Here is a 23,530-nt window from a genome sequence, read left to right as displayed (position 1 = left end):
CCGCCAGGCTGCCGGTGAATTCCGACATTTCGTCGCAAGCCGTCAAACCTTTGTCGCCAAATACCCGTCATCTGCTACGATAGTTGTAAAAACATGACGGGAGGGAATTAGCTCATGGCCGGCCTGAAATCCGCAAGCCAGTTGAAAAAGATGAGTCCGGCCAAGGGCAGCGAAAAGCCCGGCAGGCTTGCCGACTACTTGCTGGCCCGAGCTCCGGCCGAAGATGTCGCCGCCTACGACGTCATCGATCTCGAACGCGCTGCCGAACTCGCCGGCCGCGCTGTCGCCCGGCACAAGAAGGACGACTGCGTCGTTGCCATAGGCGTCGATTCCGGTGTCGTCCGCCAAGGCCGGCCGATGACGGTGATCACCGTCGTCAACGACAACATGCCGTTCCTGTTCGATTCCGTCCTCGGTGAGATTACAGAGAGCGCCGGCGAGCCGCTGCTGGTTACCCACCCGGTCATCGTGGTCAGGCACGGCAAGAACGGCGTCGAGGAAATCCTCGGCGATGGCGGTTATGCCAAGGGCGAGCACAGCCATGACCGGCTGAGCGTCATCCATGTCCATATCGGCCGCCTTTCGGCCGAGCAGGCCGAAGGCCTTTCCGCACGCCTGACGAAGCTGCTCGGTCAGGTGCGCGCCGCCGTCATCGACTGGAAGCCGATGCTTGCCCGCCTCGACCAGGCGATCTCGGAATTCCGCTACTCGCCGGTGCCGCTCGACAAGGCCCATGTCACCGAGGCGATCGCCTTCCTCGAATGGCTGCGCGACGACAATTTCACCTTTCTAGGCATGCGTGAATTCAAATACACCGGCGGCGAGAAGAGCGGCATGCTCGAGCGTGCCGAAAAGCCCGGCCTCGGCATCCTTTCCGATCCCGACGTGCTGGTGCTCAGGCGTGGCACCGAAGCGGTGAGCACGACGCCGGAAATCCGCGCCTTCCTGCATGGGCCGGAACCGCTGATCGTCACCAAGGCCAACGCCAAGTCATCGGTGCACCGCCGCATCTACCTCGACTACATCGGCGTCAAGACCTACACCGGCAAAGGCGTGCTTTCGGGCGAGCTGCGCATCGTCGGACTGTTCACCTCGACTGCTTATACGCGCTCGGTGATGAAAATCCCCTATCTGCGCTCGAAGGCCGAAACCGTCATTGCCAAATCCGGCTTCAATCCCGGCGACCACTCCGGCAAGGCATTGATCAACGTGCTGGAGAGCTATCCGCGCGACGAGTTGTTCCAGGTTCCGGTGCCGATCCTGCGCAAGCATGCCGAAGCCATACTGGGATTGATCGAGCGGCCGCGCGTCAGGGCATTGGTGCGTGTCGACCAGTTCGACCGCTTCGTCTCCGTGCTCGTCTTCGTGCCGCGCGACCGCTACGACAGCGTCGTGCGCGAGAAGATCGGCACCTATCTGAAGACCGTCTTCGAAGGCCGGCTGTCGGCCTATTATCCGGCCTTCCCGGAAGGCGGGCTGGCGCGCGTCCACTTCATCATCGGCCGCTCCGGCGGCAAGACGCCGAAGGTCGAGCAGGCGACGATCGAGGCGGCGATTCGCGACATCGTACGGACCTGGGACGATGCACTGCGCGAGACCGCGACCGAGACCGGGGCCGACGCGAAGCTAACGGCCATCGCCTCGCGCTTTTCGGAAAGTTATCGCGACAGTTTCCCGCCGGCCGTGGCGCTGGCCGATGCCGGGCGCATCGCCAGGCTCGATGCGTCAAATCCGATCGCCATCGACTATTACCGTCACGCCGACCAGAAGCCGCATCAGGCGGCGCTGAAAATCTATCACCATGGCAGCCCGGTGGCGCTGTCGCGGCGCGTGCCCGTGCTGGAAAACATCGGTTTCCGCGTCATCAGCGAGCGTACTTTCGAGGTCGGCGACAATCAATCCGGCATGGTCTTCATCCACGACATGGAACTTGAGAACAGCTACGGCAGGCCGATCGACCTCGGCAATGGCGGCGCGCTGTTCGAGGACGCGTTCCTTTCCGTCTGGCGCGGCAATGTCGACAATGACGGCTATAACGGCCTCGCCCAGACCGCAGGCCTGTGGTCGGGCGAGATCACCGTCCTGCGCGCCTATGGCCGCTATCTGCAGCAGGCCGGTATCCCGCAGAGCCAGGACTTCATCGCCGCCGCACTCAACCGCTATCCCGAGATCGCCCGCGGACTGCATGCGCTGTTCGTCGCCCGCCTCGGCCCGACGGATGAGACGGAAGGCGTCGTTCAGGCCAAACATCTGAAGGCCAAGATCACGGATGCGCTGGAAGACGTTCCCAACATCGACGACGACACCATCATCCGACGTTATCTGAACCTGATCGAAGCCTCGCTGCGCACCAATCATTTCGTTGCCGATACGAAAGAGAAGGGCCAATCACTGGCGATCAAGCTCGATTCGCAATCGGTCGACGGGCTGCCGGCGCCGCGGCCATGGCGCGAGATCTTCGTCTATGGCTCCGAGGTCGAGGGCGTGCATCTGCGCTTCGGCCCGGTCGCGCGCGGCGGCCTGCGCTGGTCGGACCGTGCGCAGGACTATCGCACCGAGGTGCTTGGCCTGGTCAAGGCACAGCAGGTCAAGAATGCGGTGATCGTGCCGGTTGGCGCCAAGGGCGGCTTCTACCCGAAAAAGCTGCCGATGAGCGCCGGGCGCGACGCCATTTTCGAGGCCGGCACGGCCGCCTACAAGAATTACGTTTCCAGCCTGTTGTCGATCACCGACAATATCGGCCTGGACGGCGTCATCCCGCCAGCCGGCGTGGTGCGGCGCGATCAGGATGATCCGTATTTCGTCGTCGCCGCGGACAAGGGAACGGCGACCTTCTCGGACACCGCCAACGCCATAAGCGAAAGGCACGGCTTCTGGCTCGACGACGCTTTCGCCAGCGGCGGTTCGGCCGGATACGACCACAAGAAGATGGGCATCACCGCGAAGGGCGCCTGGGAAGCAGTCAAGCGGCATTTCCGCGAGATGAACCGCGACATCCAAACCACGCCGTTCACTGTCGTCGGCGTCGGCGACATGTCGGGCGACGTGTTCGGCAACGGCATGCTGCTGTCGGAGCAGACCCGGCTGATCGCCGCCTTTGATCATCGCGACATCTTCATCGATCCCGATCCCGACATGGCGGCTTCGATGGCCGAGCGCCGGCGTATGTTCGCTCTCGCCCGTTCAAGCTGGCAGGATTACGACAAGACGAAGCTGTCGGAGGGCGGCATCATCGTCTCGCGCAGCCAGAAGTCGATCACCTTGCCGGCGCCCGCGGCTGCGGCGATCGGCCTCGGCAAGACAACGGCCACGCCAGTCGAGATCATGAGTGCCATTCTCAAGGCGCCGGCAGACCTTTTGTGGTTTGGCGGCATCGGCACCTATGTCAGGGCATCGGGCGAGACCAACCAGGACGTCGGCGACCGTGCCAATGACGCGATCCGCATCACCGCGCTCGACCTGCGTGCCAAGGTCATCGGTGAGGGGGCCAATCTCGGCGTCACGCAGCGGGCGCGCATCGAATTCGGATTGAATGGCGGCCGCTGCAACTCAGATGCGATCGACAATTCGGGCGGCGTGAATTGCTCCGACGTCGAGGTCAACATCAAGATCGCGCTGGCTTCCGCCATGCGCAAGGGATCGCTGACCCGGCCGGCGCGCAACAAATTGCTGGCCGAGATGACCGATGAGGTCAGCGCCCTGGTGCTGTCCAACAATTACCAGCAGACGCTGGCGCTGTCCCTTGCCCGTAAGCGCGGGCTCGCCGACATCGCCCATCAGAGCCGCTTCATGGCGGCGCTGGAGGCGCGCGGACTGCTCGACCGTGCCGTCGAGGCGCTGCCGTCGCCGGCGGCCTTTGCCGAGCGCGAGACGCGCGGTGAGCCGCTGACCCGGGCCGAGCTCGGCGTGCTGCTCGCCTATGCCAAGATCGTGCTGTTTTCCGATATCGTCGCCAGCGACGTGCCGGACGATCCGCATTTCGACCGTGATCTGATGGGCTATTTCCCCGATCGCATGGCGAAGAAATATGCGGGAGAAATCCACGGCCATCGGCTGCGCCGCGAGATCATCGCCCGTGTCGTCGCCAATGATCTGGTCAATCGCGGCGGCCCGTCCTTCGTCAACAGGCTGCAGGAAGCGACTGGCCGCAGTGCCGCCGATGTCGTGCGCACCTTCGCCGTGGTGCGGGATGGCTTTGCGCTGCCGGCGCTCTACCGGCAGATCGACGCGCTCGACAACCAGATCGACGGACAGATCCAGCTCGACCTCTATCAGGCGGTCAGCCGGCTGATCTATGTGACCAGCGGCTGGTACCTGAAGAACGATACCGGCACCGCACCGCTCGGGCAGCGGATCGCCGAGTTGCAGGATGCGCGCAAGGCGCTGGAGCCGAAGCTCGTTTCGCTGCTGCCGGCCTTCTCTCGCGAGCGGATCGAGGAGCGGCGGCACGGCCTGTCGAAGGGCGGCGCGCCCGAGAGCCTTGCCGAGCAACTGGCGTTGACCGATGTGGCGGAGCTCATCCCCGACATTGCGCTGACGGCGCGGACGGCAAACGCCAGCATCGTCGCTGCCGCCAAGGCGTTTTTTGCAGTCAGCGATGTCTTCCGCATCCCGCGCGTCGAAGATGCGGCGCGCTCGATCACGCCCTCGGATTATTATGATCAACTGGCGCTTTTCCGCGCCACCGACACGATCGGCGCGGCCAGGCGCGGCATCGCCGTGGCGGCACTCACCAGTCATGCCGAGGCGGCGGATCCGGTGACAGCATGGCTGGAGGCCGGCGGCGAACGGGTCGGACGCATCCGCGAGCGGCTGCAGGCTCTGACCGAGGGCGGCGACATCACCGTGTCCCGGCTGTCGGTGGCGTCCGGCCTGATGAGTGATCTGACGGCGCTGTGAGACGTCTTCACATCGCGCGGTATTGCCGGGAAGAACTGCGCTATAGAGCGAACGGCGCGCTGCTTTGGGGCACCGGAGCATGATTGCGAACGTAACGATCGGCTTTTGGACAAGATCGTGCTCAACAACAAGACGGAGCATCATGCCGATTCGATCGGCACGGAGCAAGCTCCAGCGGAGGGGACATGGCTGAGATCGCAGTGCAGCGTGCGTCGGGACGCGGCATCTGGGGATGGATGCTGTTCGACTGGGCGGCCCAGCCGTTCTTCACGGTCGTCACCACCTTCATCTTCGGTCCTTATTTCGTCTCGCGAATGGCCAGCAATCCCGAGACCGGGCAAGCGGCCTGGGGCTACGGCATCGCCGCCGCCGGCCTCGTCATCGCCGTTTTGTCGCCGATCCTCGGCTCGATCGCCGATCAGACCGGACCACGCAAACCGTGGATAGCCTTCTTCGCCGCGGTCAAGATCACCAGCCTCACCTTGCTGTGGTTCGCCGCGCCCGGCTCCAACCTTTTTCTGGTCGTGGCGTTGTTCTCGCTGGCATCGGTCGCGGCTGAATTCTCGACCGTGTTCAATGACTCGATGATGCCGCGCCTGGTGCCGAAGAGCGACATCGGCAGGATCTCGAACATGGCTTGGGGGCTCGGCTATCTCGGTGGCATGATCGCGCTAATCTTCGTCGTTACCGTCATGGCCGGCTCGCCTGAAACCGGCAAGACCGTCGTCGGGCTCGACCCGATCTTCGGCCTTGACCCCAGGCTCGGCGAGGACGCGCGCGCCACCGGACCGTTGTCGGCGGCCTGGTATTTCCTGTTCATCCTGCCGATGTTCTTTTTCACGCCTGATGCGATCAAAGGCATTCCAATCGGGCCGGCGGTGCGCGAGGGCCTGTCGGAACTGAAGTCGACGCTAGCCGAAGTAAGCAAGCGCAGCGGTATTTTTCGCTTTCTCGTCGCCCGCATGATCTATCAGGACGGCGTCAACGCGCTGCTGGCGCTGGGCGGAACGTTTGCGGCGGCAATGTTCCATTGGTCGATCACAGAGATCGGCCTGTTCGGCATCATCCTCAACGTCGTTGCCATCGTCGGCTGCGTGGTTGCCGCACGCCTCGACACTGCACTGGGTTCCAAGACCATAGTGATGATTTCGCTGGTCATGCTGAGCATTGCCACGATCGGCATCGTCTCGACCGGCCCGGGCTATACGCTGTTCGGCGCCTGGGTGATGCCCGGACTGGACGGCGGCGGACTGTTCGGCACGGCGGCGGAAAAAGCCTACATTTTCTACGGCCTGCTGATCGGGCTTGCCTTCGGGCCGGTGCAGGCATCGTCGCGCTCCTACATGGCGCGCAGCGTCTCCGCAGCCGAATCCGGCCGCTATTTCGGCATCTATGCGCTGGCCGGTCGGGCAACAAGTTTTGCAGCGCCCTTCATGGTGGCCACGATCACCCTGGCCAGCGGCTCGGCGCGGCTCGGAATGGCGGCGATCGTGCTGTTCCTCGGCGCAGGCATGGCGATCCTGATCGGCACGCCCTATCCGGCGGATCGGCCGGCGGAGTGAGCTGCTCTTCCCTTCTCCCACAGGGGGGAGGGAGTTCAATGCCGGAAGTGCCTCACTCCGGTGAAGACCATGGCAATGCCGTGAGCGTCGGCGGCGGCGATGACGTCGTCGTCGCGCATCGAGCCGCCGGGCTGGATGACGGCGGTGGCGCCGGCTTCGATTGCCGACAAAAGCCCATCCGCGAACGGGAAAAAGGCATCCGAGGCGACGACCGAGCCCTTGGTCAAAGGCTCCGTCAGACCGGCAGCGTCGGCCGCGTCGAGCGCCTTGCGCGCGGCGATGCGCGAGGAATCGACACGGCTCATCTGGCCGGCGCCGATGCCGACGGTGGCGCCGTCCCTGGCATAGACGATCGCGTTCGACTTGACGTGCTTTGCCACGCGAAAGGCGAATTTCAGATTGGCCATTTCGGCCGGCGTCGGAGCGCGCCGGGTCACCACCTTCAGCTCGAGGTCATCCACCACCGCATTGTCGCGGCCCTGGACGAGCAAGCCGCCAGCAACCGATTTCAAGCCAAGGCCCGCCGCGCGCGGGTCGGGCAGGCCGCCGGTGACCAGCAGGCGTAGATTCTTCTTGACGCCAATGATGCGGATTGCATCATCGGACGCCTCCGGTGCGATGATCACTTCGGTAAAGGTCTTGACGATCTCTTCGGCGGCTGCGGCATCGAGGATACGGTTCATGGCGACGATGCCGCCGTAGGCCGAGACAGGGTCGCAGGCCAGCGCCTTGGCATAGGCCGCTTGCAGCGAAGCGCCTTCGGCGACGCCGCACGGGTTGGCGTGCTTGATGATGGCTACCGCTGCGGAGCGGGTCGGATCGAACTCGCCGACCAGCTCGAAGGCGGCGTCGGTATCGTTGATGTTGTTGTAGGAAAGCTGCTTGCCCTGAAGCTGGCGTGCCGTGGCGACGCCCGGCCGCCTGTCGCCGTTGACATAGAAGCCGGCGCCCTGATGCGGGTTTTCGCCGTAGCGCATCACCGACTGCAGCCTGCCGCCGAAGGCGCGCCATGTCGGATGCTCGATCTCCAGCGCCTCGGCGAACCATCCCGAGATCGCCGCATCGTAGCTGGCGGTGCGGGCAAAGGCCTTGGCTGCCAACTTCTTGCGGAAATCCAGCGACAACGAGCCGAAATTCATCTCCAGCGCGTTGAGCACCGAGGCATAGTCGTCAGGGTCGGTGACGATGCCGACATAAGCGTGGTTCTTGGCAGAGGCACGGATCATCGCCGGGCCGCCGATGTCGATGTTCTCGACGATCGCCGCGTAGTCGGCGCCGGAGCGGCGCACCTCTTCGAACGGATAAAGATTGGAGACGACGAGATCGATCGGCTCGATGCCGTGGTCGCGCATCGCCGCGGCGTGCTCTGGATCGTCGCGCACGCCAAGCAGTGCACCATGCACCGACGGGTGCAGCGTCTTGACGCGCCCGTCCATGATCTCGGGAAAGCCGGTGAGCTCGGATACGTCGCGCACCGCCATGCCCGCATCGGCGAGGGCCTTTGCCGTGCCGCCGGTCGAGACCAGCTCGACGCCGGCCGAAGCCAGCGCCCTGGCGAAATCGATCAGGCCGGTCTTGTCGAAGACGGAGAGCAGCGCGCGACGGATGGGTACAAGGTCGGGCGCGGGAATATTCTTGGCGGCGACGGCCATGGGCTGGCGGCCTTTCCACGTGTGGTTGGAGAGCGTCCGCGGGCCGTAGCATATGAGGCCCGGAAATCAAGCCGCAAGGCTTGATCAGTGTCTGCCGTTGCCACCAGCTTCAGCTTTTTCCTGACGGCCGGCGATAATTGTCCGCGTTAATTGCCAATGGACCTCGGGAATCTCCGAGGCCTTGAAGGCAAGCACGATCTGGCGGCTGCGGCGTGGGCCGCCAAGCCCGGCGAAATAGATCGATTCCTCGACCTCGGGTGCCACTTCGGTGGAGGTAAACACCCAGGTGTCGGCGTGGTCGGCGGTCAGCACCAGACGGTCATGCTCATCCTGGAGCACGTTTATGTCGGGATGGACATGGAAACGCACTGTAACGAAATCACGGCCATTGTTGCGGATAGAAGCGCCGCCCGGCCGCAGGAAGCGGTCCCTGCCGGCAAGCACATTGCCCTCGGTCGACAATTTCAGCTCGCGCTCATGCAGGAAGCCGAAGCGCGCCACATAGCCGTCATGGCGGGCGATGAAGCCCTGGCTGCCCTTCTGGTCGGTGCGCTTGCAAGGCACATGCTGCGGCCCGCCTATCAAAGGCGTGCCGAGCAGGTCGTTGACGCGCAAGGAGTGGTTGAAGCGCGCCGACGACGTGTCGTTGATGGTAGCGGTGGAGTGGGCGGCGGTGGCGCGGGCAAGCGGCCGGAACTCGGCGGCACCATAGGTGTCTATGCCGGCATTGACGATATAATGCTGGCGGCCCGACGACAATTCGAAGGCGAGGCATCCGGCGTGAGCAGCATTGGACACGTCGACGGGCGGCGGCGGGCCGGTATCGGCGATCACCGTGACACCACCCATCGACAGGCGCTCATAACCCGAATGCGGCGCGTGCAGCAGTGGTGCGCCGGCGGTGTCGTCGTGATGCAGGATGCTGGCGATGCGGTCGTGGATGGTGGCGCCCATGCCGTTGAAGCGGGCAAGGCTGCCATCCTGATGGCGAAAGAAGCGCAGTGCCGGCAGCATCCGGTCGATGGCGCCGATCAGGGCGGCCGGCGGTGTCTCGGCCTGATTGGCGTATGTCTGGCGCAACGGCAGAAGGTCGGCGAGGATTTCAAGCACGGTCATCGGATTACGCGAGATATGGCCGCCGTCAGGCAGGATCTGGCGGTCGAGCTCCTCGGCGAGATTGCGGGTGGCACCGCGCAGCGCCGAGGCCGGCGCCGGCAGCGACAAAGCGGCAAAGGCCAGCGCAATGCGGGCGCGCAGCCTGTCCTTGCCGTCCGGCATCTCGCGCACCATGGCGCGCAGATAGCGGATCTGGACGGCAAGCGATTTCAGGAACGCACGGTAGAACGGAAACTCGGCGCCCTGCAACACGATCGAGGAATGCTGCAGCCAGGCAATGACACGCTTGGCCGTCGTGCCGGGCTCCCAGGCGACGCCGGAAATATGGCTGCCATGGATTGCAATCCAGTCGGAAACCAACGCCCGCGCGTTGGCGGCGGCGAGTTCCGTACCCGCGGCACGCATATGGCGCAGCCAGCGAAAGCCGTGCAGCGTCTTTTGCCAGCCGGGATTGGGCACGTCGATCTGGAAGGGCGATTTGCCGCCGGTCTCGACCAGATGCCCCGAAAGCGGATAGCGGCCGTAATAGATCTCGAGTGCGATCTGAGGATCGGCGAGTCGCAGGTCCGGCGGGGCAATCAGGACGCGCTCCGGCGTGCGGCCGGAGTAACGCCAGCGATAGAGTGGCCCGGCACGCAAGCGTCGGCGCGTCTTGCGCCAGAACTCCCTCGCGACAAGCGTCCACAGACGCGTCGTGTTACCGGCAGCGATTGCCAAAACCCCTCCTGATCGTCCTCACCCAAGCACAAGTTTATATGATTCAAGAACTTGTGCGAAGGCGAATTCCGCGGCAGTGGGGCCGTTCAGCCTGTTTTCCATGCCTCCTCGCCCCAAGAAGTCGGATGGCGCTTCAAGATCGGCCCTTAGCCGGCTCTGCGCATGCGGGCGGCAAAGAAACCGTCCAGCCCGGAACGCGCCGGTGAGCCAAGCTCCAGATCGGCAGGCGTGGTGCGCAACGTGCCTTGCGGCGTCAGGAATGGGTCGATGCCGGCAATCTCGCCCGGCCGAAGCGGGTCGTCGATGATCTCCGCATTGCCGGCGAGAAAGTCGCGATAGAGCTCTTCGCCTTCCAGCGGATCGAGCGAACAGTTGGAAAAGACGATGCGACCGCCAGGCTTGACCAAGGTGATGGCGCGGGCAAGCAGCCGGCGTTGCAGGTCGGCCAATTTTTCGACGTCGACCGCCGTCTTCGTCCAGGGAACGTCGGGATGCCGCCGCACCGTGCCGGTCGAAGAGCAAGGTGCGTCGAGGAGGACGGCGTCGAAGCGGTTCTTCGGCTCGTATTTGAGCAGATCGGCCTCGACGATCTCCGCGGCCAAGCCGAGCCTTTCGAGGTTCTGCGTCAGCCGTGCCAGCCGCGTTCTGGACATGTCGAGCGCAGTGACATGGGCGCCGGCGAGGATCAGCTGGGCGGTCTTGCCGCCCGGCGCGGCGCAGAGGTCGGCGATTCGCAAACAATTGATGTCGCCGAACAGCCGGGCCGGCAGGCTGGCCGCTGCATCCTGAACCCACCAGGCGCCTTCCCCAAAGCCGGGCAGTTCGGTCACGGAAGCGCTGAGCTTCTCGACCCGCACCGTGCCGGTCGGTAAGACGAAGCCGCCGAGCCGTTCGGCCCACAGCGCCGGGTCCGACTTGACCGAGAAGTCGACCGGCGCCTCATGGCGGTGGGCGAGCAGTATCTGCCTGGCCTTGTCGAGGCCGTAGACCGTTTTCAAACGGTCGGAAAACCATTTTGGTGCCTCGTCGGTTGCGGCAATTGCGGTCGCGAGCTCGTCCTGCTTGGCCCGCGCCAGCGTACGCAGCACGCCGTTGACGAGGCCGGAAAAGCGCGCCGTGCGCGGATCGGACTTGGCGTGCGTCACGGCGAGGTCGACGGCGGCGCTGTCGGGAACATCGAGGAACAGGATCTGTGCCGCCGCCACGTGCAGGATGTGCGAAAGCGCCGTAGCGTTGGGCGGCAGCGGCTTTTCCAGGCGGCGGGCCAAAAGGCCTGATATGGTCATGCGGTAGCGCAGGGCGGTGACCAGAATGGCGCGCACCAGGGCGCGGTCGCGCAAGTCGAGCGCCTTGTATTGCGGATGGCCGTTCTCATGGTCGGTCAGCCCGTCGAGTGGCGTTCTCGCGTCGATGACTGCGGCAAGCAGGCGCGCGGCTGCCTTGCGCGCGGCGAGACCGGCTACGGCCTCGCTGCCCGAATTGTGCTCGCGATCACCTGGAATTGCGTGCCGGCGTTGTGCTGCGCTCACGACCACGGACCTTTGGGTCCGGTCGGATTGCGTCCCCAGGGATTGGGTCTCGGCTTGGCCGGCTCAACCGGCCCCTCGGGCCGGGCGGCCCTGTCCCACGGACCTGACGGCTGCTGCCCGGTCTCTTTCGGCGCCGGCTTTGGCGTCGCGGCCGCTTCGGGTGCGCCGGCCATCTCGCTCGCGATCCTCTGCAATGCGGCGATGCGGTTTTCTGTGCTCGGGTGAGTGGAAAACAAACTGTCCATGCGCTCGCCGGAAAGAGGATTGATGATGAAGAGATGGGCGGTTGCCGGATTGCGCTCGGCATCCGGGTTGCGGATGCGTTCGGCGCCCCGCGCGATCTTGTCAAGTGCCGAGGCCAGCCACAGCGGGTGTCCACAGATTTCGGCCCCGCGCCGGTCGGCCTCGTATTCGCGGGTGCGGCTCACCGCCATCTGCACGATCATGGCGGCCAGGGGCGCGACGATCATCGCCACCAGCACGCCGACGATGCCGAAGGAATTGTTGTTGTCGCGGTTGCCGCCGAAGAAGAAAGCGAAATTGCCGAGCATCGAAATTGCGCCGGCAAAGGTCGCGACGATCGTCATGGTCAGCGTGTCGCGGTGCTGCACATGGGCAAGCTCATGCGCCATCACCGCCGCGACTTCTTCATGTGAGAGCTGCTCGAGCAGGCCGGTGCTGGCGGCGACAGCGGCATTTTGCGGATTGCGGCCGGTGGCGAAGGCATTGGGCTGAGGATTGTCGATGAGATAGGTTCTCGGCATCGGCAGGCCGGCGCGTTGCGCGAGACCCTTCACGATGGCGTAATATTCGGGCGCGTTGCTTTCGTTGACCTCGATCGCACGGTGCATCGACAGCACCATCTTGTCGGCGTTCCAATAGCTGAACAAATTGGTGCCGGCGGCGATCAGCAAGGCGATCATCATGCCGCCGGATCCGCCGACCAGATAGCCGACACCCATGAACAGGGCCGTCATTGCGGCCAAAAGCATGGCGGTGCGAAGGGTGTTCATCGTCTGCTCCGTTCTGGCCCAACAAAGGGGTCGATCCTTGTGGGCCCATCGCTATATGATGGGAAACAGCGGTTCCCGTTTCAATCGGGGCCTGTTTCAATCTAGCGGAAGATCGCATGATCGACAAAACCAGCCAAACGCATGCTAACGGCTCGCCGCACAAGCCACTGACGCCGGCAGCCCGGCGCGCCTTGGCCGAGGCCGAGGCCCGGCGGGAGCAATATCGCGAGAAGGAAGCCACGCTGCCGAGGGAGATCGGTGGGCGCGGCGGCAAGGAACCCGGCCGCTACGGCGACTGGGAGGTCAAGGGCCTGACCAGCGACTTTTAGCCCAGGCAGGGTGCTGGCTAAGCAGGGTACCAGCTAAGCAGGCTGGGCGGCCCGCTCCGCTTCGATGGCAATCCAGCCGCTGGCATCGACGGCGACGCCGATCGCGTCATAGCCGGCGATGGCGGCATGCGGCGTCTCCAACGGATGCCGGTGCGTGGCGCTGATCACGACGACCGCGGCGCCCGCGGCCTCGGCTGCTGCTATGCCTGCCGGTGCGTCTTCGAAGACGAGGCAATCGCGCACGTCGACGCCGAGCCGTTCGGCCGCCAGCCGGAAGCAGTCGGGCGCCGGCTTGCCGCGGGAGACATCCTCTGCCGCAACGATCACGGCGGGAGCCGGAATGCCGGCGGCCTGCAGGCGCAGCAGAGCGAGTTCACGGGGCGCCGAAGTGGCGATCGCCCAGCTCCCGGGCGGCAGCGACGCCAGGAATGCCGCGGCGCCGGTAATCGGGTGGATGCCTTCGACGTCGGCTGCTTCGGCCTGCAAAAGCGCATCGGCTTCGCGGGCAGGATCGATCCCTGGGAGCGCCAGCCGGCCGATGGTCTCGATCGCCCGCACGCCGTGGATGGTCGGCAGGAATGCAGCGACGTCAAGACCTTGCCGGTGCGCCCAGGCTGCCCAGACCCTTTCCGCCGCGGCAATCGAATTGAGAATCGTGCCGTCCATATCGAACAGGAAGGCCGCGAATTTTCTGCCTGCAAACATCGGTTTTCCCGGGGTCATCTTGGAAGGATTATTTCGAAGGGAGCATATCGATCGACCGTAACGTTGCCGCGTCCGTATGGGAAGCCGCGAGACCTCGTTTTCGACGTTCGCAAGGAACCGCGCGCACTCTCCTGCGTTGACCAGCACTATCTTCCATGACGATCGCAGGGGAGGGCGATGCTGATTCGGCTCGGCTATGAAATTGGCATTGAATGCGTTGCACCAACGCCGGTCGTTTCATTGCTCGACATCCACGGGGATCGTCAGGCCGACATCAAGCGGCAGACGCGCGTACTGACGTCGCCATCCGTGCCCACCAGGGTCTACCACGATCTTTTCGGCAATAGCTGCCGCCGCTTCACGGCGCCGGCAGGAAGCTTTCGCATCCTCTATGACGCGGTGATCGAGGACGGTGGCGAGACGGACGAGGTCAACACGCTGGCCGGGGAAGTCCCGGTCGCGGAATTGCCGGACGAGGTGCTCGGCTATCTGCTTGGCAGCCGTTACTGCGAGACCGATCATCTCAGCGATCTCGCCTGGCAACTTTTCGGCCAGCTTCCGCCGGGTTGGGCGCGGGTGCAGGCGATCGTCGACTATGTCCACAACCGCCTGTCCTTTGGCTACGGCTATGCGCGCCCGACCCGCACGGCGGCGCAGGCGCATGAGGAGCGCGTCGGCGTCTGCCGCGACTTTGCCCATCTGGCGATCACGCTCTGCCGCTGCATGAATATCCCGGCCCGTTACGTGAACGGCTATCTTGGCGATATCGGCGTACCCGCCGATCCGGCGCCGATGGATTTCTCGGCGTGGGTGGAAGTGTTCCTCGACGGCAGATGGTACACGTTCGATCCTCGCCACAATGTGCCGAGGATCGGCCGCGTCGTCATAGCGCGCGGCCGCGATGCCACCGACGTGCCGCTGCTGCACAGTTTCGGCCCGCATCGGCTCAGCCGGTTCAAGGTCTGGACGCACGAGCAGGAAGGCAATCTCTTCAAGCCGCCCTATCGCGGCGTCGACAAGACCGTCAGCGCACGGATGCTGGCATAGTCCTTTCACAGTCCAGATTTCCATCTCCCGCTACCGCGGTCGTGCTGAACCGGTTCGATACATCTCGTCTGTACCGGATTGGGACGCAGTCCAGTCGTCCTGAATTGCGAGCCTGATCATGGTAAGCGCTTTGTCAACAAAGCCGCGCTGACGCGACTTTCATTTACCGGCTGTTTACCTTGCCGTCGCTTGAAACCGTTTGGAAACAATGGCCTGAGCGAGAGCCGCTCGCTTTCTCGCGCCTGGCGGCGCGATCCGGCCGGATTCCTGCAATGCGCCTTCGGACAGCTGCAGGCTGTGGCGATGGAGGCGGAAGGAATGCAGCGTTTCGGGGGTCTTGTTCAGGCGATCGGCGGCTTTGCCGGGGATCGCAGCGGAAATTTCGCGGTGCTGTTTGGTATAATCAGCTCGGTGCTGGCGCTGAGTGTCGGCTTTGCCGTCAACGTGTCCCAACTCTACAATGTGAAATCGAGCCTGCAAGGCGTCGTCGACGCTGCGGTCACCTCGACGGCGCGCGACCTGACAACCGGCGTCATCAGCGAGGCCGACGCCAGCAAATCGGTGCAGGCCTTTCTCGATGCCAACAGCACGGCGGGTATCCTGCAGGACAACCAGATCGTTCTCGACAAGCTGACCGTCGACCGGACTGCAAACACGGTTCAGGCGGATGTCCATGTCAATGTCAGCTACTATTTCCCGCTTTTCGGCACGAGTGGCATGCAAAGCGTTCCCGCATCGACGATGGCGCTCTATTCGGACAAGCAGATCGAAGTCGCAATGATGCTCGATGTGACCGGGTCGATGGCCGGCCAGAAAATCATCGATCTGCGGACGGCTGCGGCGAATGCCGTCGACAGTTTCCTGGGCGGTCAGGACCCCTCCAAGCCACGAGTGCGGGTTGCCATCGTGCCTTACGCAAATTCGGTGAATGCGGGTACACTTGCGCCCAGCAGCGTCTATGTGGAAACCAGCACCAGCCAACGCAAACAGGCGCCGGCCAATGACGCCGTGCAATATATCTCGGGCTTCATCCGTCCGGACAATTGCGCCACCGAACGCAAGGGGATCTATCAATATTCGGACGCGGGCCCCGACGCCAGCATGGTCAACCGCGACTACCTGCTGTCGTCCTTCGCTTGGCAAACCGGCACCGCCGCCTGCCCGGCCGCCACGCTGATGCCGCTGACGGCGGATGCGACGGCGCTCAAGACGGTCATCAAGAATTTCGTCGCATCCGGCGGCACCGCCGGCCATATCGGCGTGCAGTGGACCTGGTACATGCTGTCGGAGAACTGGGGTAGCATCATGAGGACTTCGCAACGGCCGGCCAAGATGGATCCAAAAAAGGTCGCCAAAATCGCGATCCTGATGACCGACGGCGAATTCAACCTATCCTACTTCGATGCGAGCACGGTGAGCGACGTTTACAATGACGCCGGCAAGGAGCCGACCCGCACGGCCGCCAAGACACTCTGCGCTGCCATGCGCAACAAGGGCATTGAGATATTCACCATTGGGTTTGACCTAAACGAAAGGAATGCCAAGGCGACGCTCCAGGATTGCGCCAGCCCGGACACCGCCAAGATCAAGCACTTTTATCAGGCGGCCAATGGAACCGAACTCAACCAGGCTTTCCAGGATATAGCGCGCAACGTCGAGATGTTGACCGTAACCAGATAGGGGACAACAGCCCAAAGGAAAAGGCCGCCGCTTCTTGCGAAGTCGGCGGCCTTCCGTGTTTCCGTCCATGGCGCGGCTCCTGGCGGCGACACTGGTCGCCAGCCGCGCATCTCGCGCCTTAACGGGAAGACTGCTTCCCGAAAGTGCAATCCGCTGAGGCCACGTTCTGGAAAACGAAATCACTCGACATCGGATCACCTCCTTTCGATTTGTTGAACACTCCCCCATGATGGGGTGTCACCCGGGAAATGGCAAGGCGCGGCATCCAAAAATCCTGAACAAGCGTGCTTGCGCACCCAGGCGGCTTGCGGCCGGCCGATCTGGCAGGCAAGATCGGGCCGCTATTGTTCCGGGCCACTATTTTGCCGGGTAAGGGAGGACGGGGATGGAGGCAGCCGAGAGAGCGGCCCGGATTGTTCGGACGGTCATCGAAACGATGAAGCCGGGTTTTGCGGTGAGGCTGTGGACGGGCGAGCGGATCGGCCCGGCTGCCGGCCCGGTGCTCACCATCAACGACCAGGACATCGTCTGGCAGATCGTACGTCGGCCCTCTTTATCGACGCTGATCGAGATGTGGATTGCCAAGGCGGTCGACGTCGAAGACGGATCGCTGTTCGATTTCTATGCCTTGCCCACGCACGGCAAGCTCAGGACGAAGCTCAAGACACTGCCGAAGCTGGCGATCCTGCGCGACCTGCCGGCGGTGCTGTTTTCGCGAAAACAGATGACGGCGCGAACCGATCTTTCCGGCCGCAATCCTTACGTCAGCGGTTCGAGCAAGGAGGCGATCCAGCATCACTACGACATTTCCAACGCATTCTACCGGCTCTTCCTCGACGAGCGCATGGTCTATAGCTGCGGCTACTTCAAGGACTTCGCCAACGATATCGATCAGGCGCAGAGAGACAAGCTCGACCATATCTGCCGCAAGCTTCGGCTGAAGCCCGGCGACAGATTGCTCGACATCGGCTGCGGCTGGGGAGCGATGCTCATCCATGCCGTGAAGAATTATGGCGTCGTCGGCCACGGCGTTTCGCTATCGGAGGCACAGACCGAGTTCGCCCGCGAACGCATCCGCGCTGAGGGGCTGGAGGATCGCATCACCATCGAGATAAAGTCCTATGCCGAGCTGTCCGGTTCCTTCGACAAGATCTCGTCGATCGGCATGTTCGAACATCTGGGGCTTGCCAACCATGCCGCCTATTTTTCGACCATCCATCGCCTGCTCAAACCCGGCGGCATCTATCTGCACCATGCCATCACCCGCCGCGACAAGGGCAGCATGAAGAAGACGCTGCGCAAGGGGCCGGAATTCAAAGCGCTGATCAAATACATTTTTCCGGGCGGCGAACTCGATACGATCGGCATGACGCTCGGCAATCTCGAGGCGCACGGCTTCCTCATTTATGACGTCGAAAACTTGCGCGAGCACTATGCGCGCACCTGCCGGCTATGGGCCGAGCGCCTCCACGCACGCTTTGACGAGGCCATCGCCGAGGTCGGCGAATCCAAGGCGCGGCTCTGGCTGCTTTATCTCACCGGCTGCTCGATTACCTTCGAACGCGCCTCGGCGCAGATTTTCCAGACCGTCGCCACCAGGCGCGCGCGCGGCCCAAGCGGCCTGCCGCCGACGCGGGCGGATTTATACTAATAGCTACAGGAGACGCATCGTGGCGCCGATCTCGACGCGGGCCGGTCGATCGACAGTGCAGTAGACGCCGAAATTATGGGCGTTGTGGCGGACCAGGCTGCGCAGGATTGCCGGGTCGTGGTCGAACCCGTCCTGGCCAATGATGGTGAAGCCGCAGCGGCGGCACGGCTCGGAGATGGTCAGGAGCAGGTCGCCGATCGCCAGCTTGCGCCCGATCCATTCGGTTTCGGGGAATGACCCCTCGATCTTCGGCATGTCGACGACGATGTTGGGGCGGAAGCGGCGCGGGTCGGCGGTGCCGTCTGGATGCAGCAACTTCAACTGCGCCAGCGAAGCGGTGGTCAGCAGATGAATGGGGGCTTTGACATAGCGTTCCGCCAGCAGGGGACCGGCGTATCCCGGTGTAGTATTCTCGCGGCGGAACGGCCGGATGGAGGCCGCAAAGCCGAGATAGGCGGAAATGGCGCGGTCGCTATCAGCGCCCGGTGCGGCTAGCCAGTCGCCATCCGGGACCGCAACCTCCAGTGCGCCGGCCGGCGACAGCCGGGTTCGGATGCGGGGCACCTTGTGCCATTTCACTTCGCGGTCCGGCCGTGCGATTTCATTGTTCGACGTGTCGATAAGACCAAACAGGCGGTCGCCTTCAACGGTATGCCGGGCGACCGAGATCGCCTGCTGGCGCTCGCCGGCGAGCGAGCTCGCGGGATAGCGCCAAAGCTCGGTGACGGCACCCAATATGGCTTGCATCAGCTCTTCTTGTTCTGCCGATTGGCGATCAGGTCGTCGACGACCGCCGGATCGGCCAGCGTCGAGGTGTCGCCGAGCGCGGCAAAATCGTCCTCGGCGATCTTGCGCAGAATGCGCCGCATGATCTTGCCGGAACGGGTCTTCGGCAGGCCGGGCGCGAACTGGATCTTGTCGGGCGAAGCGATGGCGCCGATCTCCTTGCGGACATGGGCGACGAGCTCCTGGCGCAATTCCTCGCTTGGCGTCTCGCCGGCCATCAGCGTGACATAGCAGTAGATGCCCTGGCCCTTGATATCGTGCGGGTAGCCGACGACGGCCGCTTCCGAGACCTTCTCATGCGAAACCAGCGCCGATTCGACCTCGGCGGTGCCCATGCGGTGGCCGGAGACGTTGATGACGTCGTCGACGCGGCCGGTGATCCAGTAGTAGCCGTCAGCATCGCGGCGGCAGCCGTCGCCGGTGAAGTACCTGCCCTTGTAGGTCGAGAAATAGGTCTGCACGAAGCGGTCGTGATCGCCATAGACGGTGCGCATCTGGCCCGGCCATGAGTCGGCAATACAAAGATTGCCGCTGGCTTCACCCTCCAGCACCTTGCCGTCACCATCAACCAGCTGCGGGTTGACGCCAAAGAAGGGCCGCGTCGCCGAGCCCGCCTTGAGGTGGGTGGCGCCCGGAACCGGCGTGATCATGATGCCGCCGGTCTCGGTCTGCCACCAGGTATCGACGATCGGCACCTTGCCGTTGCCGACAACGTTGAAATACCATTCCCAGGCTTCTGGATTGATTGGCTCGCCGACGGTGCCGAGCACGCGCAGCGACTTGCGCGACGTCTTGGTGACATGGGCGTCGCCGGCGCCCATCAGCGCGCGCAGCGCCGTCGGCGCGGTGTAAAAGATGTTGACCTTGTGCTTGTCGATCACGTCCCAGAAACGCGACTGCGACGGGTAATTCGGCACGCCTTCGAACATCAGCGTGGTGGCGCCGTTGGCGAGCGGCCCGTAGACGATGTAGCTGTGGCCGGTGACCCAGCCGACATCGGCGGTGCACCAGTAGACGTCCCCGTCGTGATAGTCGAAGACATATTGGTGGGTCATCGAGACATAGACGAGATAGCCGGCGGTGGTGTGCAGCACGCCTTTCGGCTTGCCGGTCGAGCCCGACGTGTAGAGGATGAACAGCGGATCCTCGGCGTTCATCTTCTCGGGCTTGCATTCGGCCTTAACCGTCGCGACCTCGTCATGGTACCAGACGTCGCGCCCGGCGGCCCAGCCGGTCTTGCCGCCGGTGCGGCGTACTACCAAGACCTTTTCGACTTTCGTTCCGGCCTTGGCGGCGATCTCGATCGCCTTGTCGGTGTTCTCCTTCAAGGGGATCGGCTTGCCGCCGCGCAGGCCTTCGTCGGCGGTGATGAGGAAGGTCGACTTGCAGTCGTCGATGCGTCCGGCCAGCGCGTCCGGCGAAAAGCCGCCGAAGACCACCGAATGAATGGCGCCGATGCGCGTGCAGGCGAGCATCGCATAGGCGGCCTCCGGGATCATCGGCATGTAGATGGTGACGCGGTCGCCCTTCTTGACGCCGTGCTTCTTCATCACATTGGCGAGGCGGCAGACATGTCCGTAAAGCTCGTTATAGGTGATCTTCCTGTCGTCGTAGGGATTGTCGCCTTCCCAGATGATGGCGGTCTGTTCGCCGCGCTTCTTCAGATGCCGGTCGATGCAGTTCCAGGAAACGTTGGTCTGGCCATCCTCGAACCATTTGATTGAGACCTTGCCGTCGAAGGACGTGTTCTTGACCTTGCTGTACGGCTTGAACCAGTCGATGCGCCTGCCGTGCTTGCCCCAGAACTTGTCCGGGCTCTTGACGCTGTCGGCGTACCATTTCAGGTAGGTGTCATTGTCGATCAGCGCGTTCTTCTTCCACGCCGGCTGGACGCGATGGACATGAACATCGGACATTTCTTCGCCTTCCTCCCGAAACCAAACCGCCGGCTTGACTGCCGGCAGGATCGCAGCGTTGCGGCCGCGAATTCGCGCGCATTATTAACAGTTCGGCGATGACGGCAACATTAGACGTTGGATTTGCGCGGCGGGATGCCGCAGGTCCCTTCCCGGGTGGTGTCAGCACTCTAGCGAGATGGCTGCTAACCGCATGTTTTTGCGGCAGAAATCTGGCTCGACCGCAGAAATATCAATAGACGATTAAGCAAATGGGGTGCACAATTTCAGGCTGGGAGGAAAGAGAATCAACCAGGGGACCGCAATGCGCGACCATTCCGAAATGGACCTGATGCTCAAGGGCTATGGCTTGACCACGGCCAAGATTCTTTATCACTTTCCCGATCATCCGCATCTGCTGCAGAGCTTCATCTGGCAGGATTACGACATCGCCCCGAAATTTCCGGTGCTTATCCGCTTCATCGAGTTCTGGCAGGCCAAGCTCGAAGGCCCGCTGCATTCAGTCAGCTACACGCACCAGAAGCTGATCGCGCCGAACGAATGGCGCAAGGTCGACGGCGAGTTCGTGCTGCATTAAAGCACGCGGGCGGCAGCCTGGGAGCCGCCGCCCAGCTTTTGGAGCGTCAGACGGCGGGCGGGTTCAGCCGGGCAAAACCCTCCTGCCGGCGATAGGGAAAATACGGGTAGGGTGCGGTGACCTCGCTTGCCGTGTCCAAGATTTTCATCTGATCCGGGGTCAGTGACCATCCGACGGCGCCGAGATTCTGGCGCAACTGCTCCTCGTTGCGCGCGCCGATGATGACGGAGGCGACGGTCGGCCGCTGCAGCAGCCAATTGATGGCGATCTGCGGTATGGTCTTCCCGGTTTCCTCGGCGACAACATCAAGCGCGTCGACGACCCGATAGAGATGCTCGTCGTCGACGGGCGGTCCGAAGCTTGCCGTGTCGTGCAGCCGGCTTTTCTCGGGCAGCTTCTGGCCACGGCGGATCTTGCCGGTCAGGCGGCCCCAGCCGAGCGGGCTCCACACCAGCGCACCGACGCCCTGGTCGAGGCCGAGCGGCATCAACTCCCATTCATAATCGCGCCCGACCAGCGAGTAATAGACCTGGTGGGCGACGTATCGGGGATAGCCGTATCTGTCCGCCAGGCCGAGCGACTTCATCACTTGCCAGCCGGAAAAATTGGAAACGCCGACATAACGCAGCTTTCCGGCGCGCACGAGCCTATCCAGCGTCGATAGCACCTCCTCGATCGGTGTTGCTGCGTCGAAGGCGTGCAGTTGCAGCAGGTCGATGTAGTCGGTGCCAAGGCGCCCCAGCGCGTCTTCGACGGCCTTGATCAGGCGTGAACGTGACGATCCGGCATCGTTGGGACCGTCGCCCATCGGCAGCGAGGTCTTGGTCGAGATCAGCACGGCGTCGCGGCGGCCCTTCATCGCTTCGCCGAGCACCTGTTCGGAAGCGCCATTCGAATAGACGTCGGCGGTGTCGAACAGGTTGACGCCGGCCTCAAGGCAGATGTCGACCAGCCGCCGTGCTTCCGTCGCATCGCTGTTGCCCCAGGCGCCGAACAGCGGGCCTGAACCGCCGAAGGTTCCAGCGCCGAACGAGAGCGCCGGGACCTTCAGGCCTGATGCGCCAAGATTTCGATAATCCATGGGTTTGCTCCTTGTGGAAGGATGGCTGTTTCAAAGATTGGTTGAGGTTTGCCGTTCTATGACCGCGCGATTTCCGGTGTGGCGAGGACAGGATCTCGGTCGAGGCGCAGCGCAAACGCCGCCACGGCAAGCGCTGAAAGCGGCAACAGGGCCGCGACCCAGGTGACGGCATCGAGGCCGGGACCATGGGCGATGACCACGCCGCCGAGCCAGGCGCCGGCAGCATTGCCGAGGTTGAAGGCGGCGATGTTGAAGGATGAGGCGAGGCTCTGGCCGGCGCCTTGTGCCTTCTGCAACACCCATAACTGTAGCGGCGCGACGGTGGCGAAGGCGGCGGCGCCGAGCAGGCCGACATAGATAACGGCCATGACCTGGCTGTGCAGGGCGAAGGTCATGGTGCCGAGCACCATCGCCAGGACGACGAGACTGCCGAGAACGGACGGTACCAACCAGCGGTCGGCGAACTTGCCGCCGGCGAGGTTGCCGGCAATGAGGCCGCCGCCGAAGACCAGCAGGATCGGCGACACCGCTGCTTCATCAAAACCGGTGATCTCGGTCAGCAACGGGGCGATGTAGGTGAAGACGGCGAAGACGCCGGCATAGCCAAGCACGGTGGTAGCAAAGCCAAGCAGGACCGGCGTGCGGCCGAGCACGGCGAGATCGGCGCGCAAATTGCTCTTCTCAGGCTCTGTTCGGCTGCCCGGCACCAGCAGCAGAATGATGGTAAAGGCGGCGATGCCGACCAGGGTCACCGCCCAGAAGGTCGCGCGCCAGCCGAAGGCTTGGCCGAGCCATGTGCCGAAGGGCACGCCGAGGATGTTGGCGATGGTCAGGCCGGTGAACATCAGGGCGATCGCCGAGGCTTTCTTGTTGGGCGCCACCAGTCCGGTCGCCACGACCGAGCCGACGCCGAAGAAGGTGCCGTGGGCGAAGGCGGTCAGTACGCGCGCACCCATCAGCGTCCAGTAGTCTGGGGCAAGCGCACAAGCGAGGTTGCCCAGCGTGAAGATCGCCATCAGCGCCAGAAGCACGGTTTTGCGCGGCCAACGGCCGGTTGCGATCGTCAGCAGCGGCGCGCCGATGACAACGCCCAGCGCATAGCCGGAAATCAGCTGGCCGGCAGCCGAGATCGAGACGTCGAGATCGGTGCTGACGTCGAGCAGCAGGCCCATGATGACGAATTCGGTGACGCCGATGCCGAACGCACCGGCGGCAAGAGCGTAAAGAGCAAGGGGCATGGCGGTTCCCACTTCGATGACGACCAGTTTTG

At 63.6% G+C, this 23,530-nt stretch carries 16 protein-coding genes; 7 read left to right on the top strand and 9 right to left on the bottom strand.

Annotated features, from left to right (window positions below):
* Positions 1–114: 114 nt before the first annotated feature.
* Positions 115–4,899 carry an NAD-glutamate dehydrogenase gene (locus tag NKH71_RS08090; RefSeq protein WP_352787988.1) on the top strand — a complete coding sequence of 1,595 codons (4,785 nt, stop codon included), beginning with the start codon at positions 115–117 and terminating at the stop codon, positions 4,897–4,899.
* A 185-nt stretch (positions 4,900–5,084) separates the two neighbouring features.
* Positions 5,085–6,461 (top strand): MFS transporter, encoded by a 1,377-nt coding sequence (locus tag NKH71_RS08085; protein WP_352480971.1) that lies wholly within the window; start codon positions 5,085–5,087, stop codon positions 6,459–6,461.
* Positions 6,462–6,496: 35 nt separating this feature from the next.
* Here the strand turns inward: NKH71_RS08085 and purH are convergent, their stop codons facing one another.
* From purH to htpX, 4 genes are all read right to left on the bottom strand, one after another.
* Positions 6,497–8,113: a bifunctional phosphoribosylaminoimidazolecarboxamide formyltransferase/IMP cyclohydrolase gene (gene purH, locus NKH71_RS08080; protein ID WP_352480970.1), complete on the bottom strand. Its 1,617-nt coding sequence runs from the start codon at positions 8,111–8,113 to the stop codon at positions 6,497–6,499.
* Positions 8,114–8,197: 84 nt separating this feature from the next.
* The gene (locus NKH71_RS08075; protein ID WP_352480969.1) at positions 8,198–9,946 is read right to left on the bottom strand and encodes a heparinase II/III family protein; all 1,749 of its coding nucleotides are present in this window, start codon (positions 9,944–9,946) and stop codon (positions 8,198–8,200) included.
* 146 nt (positions 9,947–10,092) lie between these two features.
* A complete protein-coding gene (locus NKH71_RS08070) occupies positions 10,093–11,481 on the bottom strand; it encodes an RsmB/NOP family class I SAM-dependent RNA methyltransferase (protein WP_023719729.1) in 1,389 nt (462 codons plus the stop codon).
* Positions 11,472–12,488: a zinc metalloprotease HtpX gene (gene htpX / locus NKH71_RS08065; protein WP_023719728.1), complete on the bottom strand. Its 1,017-nt coding sequence runs from the start codon at positions 12,486–12,488 to the stop codon at positions 11,472–11,474. Before htpX ends, NKH71_RS08070 begins: the two co-directional genes overlap by 10 nt.
* Positions 12,489–12,604: 116 nt before the next feature.
* Here htpX and NKH71_RS08060 point away from each other — a divergent pair, with 116 nt between their 5' ends.
* Positions 12,605–12,817, top strand: coding sequence for a DUF1674 domain-containing protein (locus NKH71_RS08060; protein ID WP_023719727.1), 213 nt, complete (start codon positions 12,605–12,607; stop codon positions 12,815–12,817).
* A gap of 33 nt (positions 12,818–12,850) precedes the next feature.
* Here the strand turns inward: NKH71_RS08060 and NKH71_RS08055 are convergent, their stop codons facing one another.
* Positions 12,851–13,522, bottom strand: a complete 672-nt coding sequence (locus NKH71_RS08055; RefSeq protein ID WP_023719726.1) for an HAD-IA family hydrolase — start codon at positions 13,520–13,522, stop codon at positions 12,851–12,853.
* 177 nt (positions 13,523–13,699) lie between these two features.
* On the opposite strand from NKH71_RS08055, the gene NKH71_RS08050 reads away from it, so the two are divergent.
* The 3 genes from NKH71_RS08050 (at position 13,700) to NKH71_RS08040 (ending at position 17,900) form a co-directional block, all read left to right on the top strand.
* Positions 13,700–14,569, top strand: coding sequence for a transglutaminase-like domain-containing protein (locus NKH71_RS08050; RefSeq protein ID WP_352787982.1), 870 nt, complete (start codon positions 13,700–13,702; stop codon positions 14,567–14,569).
* 318 nt (positions 14,570–14,887) lie between these two features.
* Positions 14,888–16,249, top strand: a complete 1,362-nt coding sequence (locus tag NKH71_RS08045; RefSeq protein WP_352894722.1) for a pilus assembly protein TadG-related protein — start codon at positions 14,888–14,890, stop codon at positions 16,247–16,249.
* A 385-nt stretch (positions 16,250–16,634) separates the two neighbouring features.
* Positions 16,635–17,900 carry a class I SAM-dependent methyltransferase gene (locus NKH71_RS08040; protein WP_023719723.1) on the top strand — a complete coding sequence of 422 codons (1,266 nt, stop codon included), beginning with the start codon at positions 16,635–16,637 and terminating at the stop codon, positions 17,898–17,900.
* A 3-nt stretch (positions 17,901–17,903) separates the two neighbouring features.
* On the opposite strand, the gene NKH71_RS08035 is transcribed toward NKH71_RS08040, so the two are convergent.
* A complete protein-coding gene (locus tag NKH71_RS08035; RefSeq protein WP_023719722.1) occupies positions 17,904–18,647 on the bottom strand; it encodes an MOSC domain-containing protein in 744 nt (247 codons plus the stop codon).
* Entirely contained in the window at positions 18,647–20,602 is a 1,956-nt protein-coding gene (gene acs / locus NKH71_RS08030) for an acetate--CoA ligase (protein ID WP_023719721.1), read from the bottom strand. The genes NKH71_RS08035 and acs overlap by 1 nt, the downstream gene beginning before the upstream one ends.
* Positions 20,603–20,906: 304 nt before the next feature.
* On the opposite strand from acs, the gene NKH71_RS08025 reads away from it, so the two are divergent.
* A complete protein-coding gene (locus NKH71_RS08025; RefSeq protein WP_023719720.1) occupies positions 20,907–21,179 on the top strand; it encodes an usg protein in 273 nt (90 codons plus the stop codon).
* A gap of 46 nt (positions 21,180–21,225) precedes the next feature.
* On the opposite strand, the gene NKH71_RS08020 is transcribed toward NKH71_RS08025, so the two are convergent.
* Positions 21,226–22,260 (bottom strand): aldo/keto reductase, encoded by a 1,035-nt coding sequence (locus NKH71_RS08020; protein WP_352787977.1) that lies wholly within the window; start codon positions 22,258–22,260, stop codon positions 21,226–21,228.
* Positions 22,261–22,316: 56 nt separating this feature from the next.
* Positions 22,317–23,498 (bottom strand): MFS transporter, encoded by a 1,182-nt coding sequence (locus NKH71_RS08015; protein ID WP_352569514.1) that lies wholly within the window; start codon positions 23,496–23,498, stop codon positions 22,317–22,319.
* Positions 23,499–23,530: the final 32 nt, after the last annotated feature.

Source organism: Mesorhizobium sp. M0983 (assembly GCF_040318975.1).
Classification (GTDB): Bacteria; Pseudomonadota; Alphaproteobacteria; order Rhizobiales; family Rhizobiaceae; genus Mesorhizobium.
This window is presented reverse-complemented; position numbering and strand designations above follow the sequence as displayed.